Below are 3436 nucleotides of genomic sequence, written 5' to 3'. Positions count from 1 at the left end.
CAAATCATCAAGAATTAAATCAAAGATTTAACAAAAAAAAAAAAAAAAAAAAAAAGAAAAAACTGTCTAAATTACACATAACTTTAGTAATAATCAAATTGAAACTTAACTAAAGATTTTGGGAAGCAAAAAAATAAAATGCTCTAAAATGCAAAAATAAACAAGAAAGAGCAAATAAAGAACAAATCCAAAAAGTTGCTTATTACAAATACCCAAAATTGCGGGTTTAAGGTGTTGACTGAAAAGAACCATTTGAACAATTATTTTGTGCGACAACAACAACGAGTAGCAATTGCAAGAGCTTTTAATTAACAAACCACAAGTTTTATTACTTGATGAGCCTTTACTCAATCTAGATTTAAAATTAAAACAAGAAATGCAATACGAAACTTAAAGAAATCCAAAAAACTCAGGAATTACTTTTTTTTTATCAGGTCACTCACGACCAAGAAGAAATATTTCATTATGTGAGCGATAAAGTAGTTGTCATGAATCATGCGAAATTCAACAAATAGAAGTCCTGAAGATATTTACAACGAACCTGCTAATCATGCCTTGTAGCTCAATTTGTAGAGAATCCAACTTAATTAAAGGAGTGATGAAAGATGATTTTTAGTTCATTTTGACAATCAACTTTAATTGTGTAGATAGGGTTTTAGCAAAGAAGAAAAATGTAGATATTGTTATTCGTCCCAAGACATTGATATTGTCTCCCAAGGAAAAGGCTTCAATTACAGGCATATACAATCAATTATTTTTAAAGGCGTTCACTGGGAAATTGATGTTAAAACTGCACAAAGGAACCTACACTTCTTCATACTTCCATGACCATGTTGGGAATTAAACAAACAAGTAGATATTACTTTTAATCCTGAGAAGATATTCATGTAATGGAGATTTGGTAATGAAAAAAACCTACACTTGCAAGGACAATCAAAAAACTATACAGACTATTAATTTCGCCTTATTATATTATTTTATTAGGATTAATTATTTTACCTATGGGTTTTATTTTATTTGATTCTTTTCAAGATACCAACCAACAAAACGCATTTTTGCAACCCGTTTTACTTTACAACACCATCAAGAATTTTTATCCAATCAATCATTTTTATACGTCCTTGCTAGATCAATTGCAATTTCTATTATTGTTACTTTTTGTGTCTTTATCATTGTGTCTATCCTCTAGCCTATATGATTTCTCGCCTCAAAATGGAGAAATGGCAAAGAAGCTTTCTTGTCATTCTCATCAATGGCACTATGTTGATTAATATGATTATCAAAACCCAAGCATTAGTACAAATATTTCATTTATTACAAAAAACTTTTAATATCCAATCTTTTAGAAACTAATTTTGCTATGATTGGCAGGACTTATTTATTTATTTTTTACCATTTATGTTTTTGCCTATCTACACTGCAATTATCAAAATAAATCCCCAACTTATTCAAGCCTCCAAAGATCTAGGAGCAAACGAATGGCAAATATTGCAAGAATTATTTGGCCCTTATCACTTTCAGGAGTACTTGCAGGCATTTGTCTTGTCTTTTTACAAACAGCAACTAATATTGTAGCTCTCCCACGTTATCTCGGAGCAACTACCCAAATTACTATTGCTGAATTAATCAGAAAGCAAAGCTTTATTAAGTGGCGAAATCAAACAAGCTTGTGCTAATTGTATTCATCTTTCTTTAACAATGTTTTTTGATTTTTCAAATGTTTAAAAAAATTAAATTTAGGAGAAAGCAAAGATGTCAATTAAATTATCTGAGGCAAAATCCCCCAAACTGCTTCTACCAAAATCCCAAAAAAACCCAAAAAAACCATTACTAACACCTTATATATCATTTTAGTGTTAAGCTTTATTTATATTCTATTTTATCTTTAATTATTTTTTTCTTTTAACAAAGCGAAGGCAGAATTGCATCTTTAGTTAATTGGCAAGGTTTTAGTTTTCAATGGTATTCTAAACTTTGGACTGACCAAACAGTTAAAACTGCTATTAGAATAACTTTATACATTGCTTGCCTAACTACTTTAATTTCTACTTTTTTAGGTACTTTTGCAGCTATTAGCCTTGCTCAAAGTCTTAACAACAAAAAATGGCGCAACATTGTTCTTAATGTAAGTAATTTTTCTATTGTTATTCCTGGAAATTATTACTGCTTTAGCATTATTTGTTGTCTTTGGTTTTATGGGTTTGGAATCTGGTTTTGGAGAAGAAATGCTTTTAGCCCACATATCTTTTTGCACTCCTTTTGTAGTTATTACTGTCTATCCTAAAGTAATAAATCTTGACCCTCATTCTTTAGAAGCAGCCTATGATTTAGGAGCAACTCGCACTAAAGCTTTAACCAAAAGTAATACTACCTCAACTTAAAGGAGCTATGCTTTTAGGAGCCACTCTTGCTTTTAGTCTTTCTTTTGATGACTTTATGATTTCTTATTTTGTAGGTGGCTCTGAATGCCAAATATTTCTGCTTATATCTACAGCCTCAAAGGAACTATTAACCCAACTGTAAATGCTTTATCTACTATTTTAATTATTATTGCTAGTTCTAAAATTATCCTTAATTTCATCAAATACAACAACCAAAAAACAAAACCAAAGGAAAAATGCCAAAATAGAAGCAGAGGCAAATAACAATGAAAATGAAAGTACAAATGGAGCTACAACAATAACTAAAAACAAAAAAAAAAAAAAAAACCACAACCACTAACACAAAAACAAGCGCAAAGACAAACACCAATGAAAACGAATTTAATACCAAATGAAAAATACAATTAAAACTGTAGCAACAACATTGCTTTTCATTTTAACAACAACTTTTTTGTTATTCTTATTATTCTTAATCTTAAAAACAAAAATATACTTCCACAACACCAAGAAGAACAAACATTAACATTATTTAATTGGGGCGAATACTTAGAACCTAGCATTATTGAAAAGAAGTTTGAAAAAGAAACTCACATCAAAGTTAAACAAGTTCTTTTTTCTTCTAACGAACTTGCAGTTACCAAAATTAAAAGTAAAAACCAATATGATCTAGCCGCTATTTTAAGTGAATATGCAATTGATCAATTAAGACAAAGCAAAATGTTAGAAACAATAGATGATGGTGAATTAATAAAAGATGATAAACATTATTATGAATTAAACAAAGACCTCCAAGACAAACTCCCTTCTGAATTTAACAATTACGCCGTTCCTTATTTTTGGGGCAAAGTAATTATTCTTTATAATAAAAACAAAATAACTCAAGATCAAATTAATGAACTCAAAGATCAAAATAAAGGTTTTAAATATTTAAAAGACACCAATTTAAAAGTAGCTTTAGTGCAATAACGCTCGCGACGGTTTAATGGTGGTCTAAAAAGCTACCGAAGGAAAAAATTGCAAACTCTTCCCCAGATGAATTAAATGAAGCCAAAAAT

Annotated in this window: 4 protein-coding genes and 1 pseudogene; all 5 read left to right on the top strand. The window is 29.6% G+C overall.

Features of this window, described 5'->3' with window-relative positions; all coding sequences use genetic code 11:
- Nucleotides 1–70 precede the first annotated feature (70 nt).
- Nucleotides 71–905: pseudogene (locus ACEW7V_RS00780) on the top strand (ATP-binding cassette domain-containing protein); the annotation flags it as partial.
- 493 nt (nt 906–1398) lie between these two features.
- A complete protein-coding gene (locus tag ACEW7V_RS00775) occupies nt 1399–1575 on the top strand; it encodes a hypothetical protein (RefSeq protein WP_374695574.1) in 177 nt (58 codons plus the stop codon).
- Between the two features lie 566 nt (nt 1576–2141).
- Nucleotides 2142–2381 (top strand): hypothetical protein, encoded by a 240-nt coding sequence (locus tag ACEW7V_RS00770; RefSeq protein ID WP_374695573.1) that lies wholly within the window; start codon nt 2142–2144, stop codon nt 2379–2381.
- A gap of 84 nt (nt 2382–2465) precedes the next feature.
- Nucleotides 2466–2645: a hypothetical protein gene (locus ACEW7V_RS00765; RefSeq protein ID WP_374695572.1), complete on the top strand. Its 180-nt coding sequence runs from the start codon at nt 2466–2468 to the stop codon at nt 2643–2645.
- A gap of 453 nt (nt 2646–3098) precedes the next feature.
- Nucleotides 3099–3347, top strand: coding sequence for a hypothetical protein (locus ACEW7V_RS00760; protein ID WP_374695571.1), 249 nt, complete (start codon nt 3099–3101; stop codon nt 3345–3347).
- Nucleotides 3348–3436 lie beyond the last annotated feature (89 nt).

It is taken from the genome of Areca yellow leaf disease phytoplasma, assembly GCF_041920595.1.
This window is presented reverse-complemented; position numbering and strand designations above follow the sequence as displayed.

Bases quoted from the DNA above. Each gene is read 5' to 3' on its own strand.
- ACEW7V_RS00775 (WP_374695574.1), top strand. From the start codon at position 1,399: ATGTTTTTGCCTATCTACACTGCAATTATCAAAATAAATCCCCAACTT.
- ACEW7V_RS00765 (WP_374695572.1), top strand. From the start codon at position 2,466: ATGCCAAATATTTCTGCTTATATCTACAGCCTCAAAGGAACTATTAAC.
- ACEW7V_RS00760 (WP_374695571.1), top strand. From the start codon at position 3,099: ATGTTAGAAACAATAGATGATGGTGAATTAATAAAAGATGATAAACAT.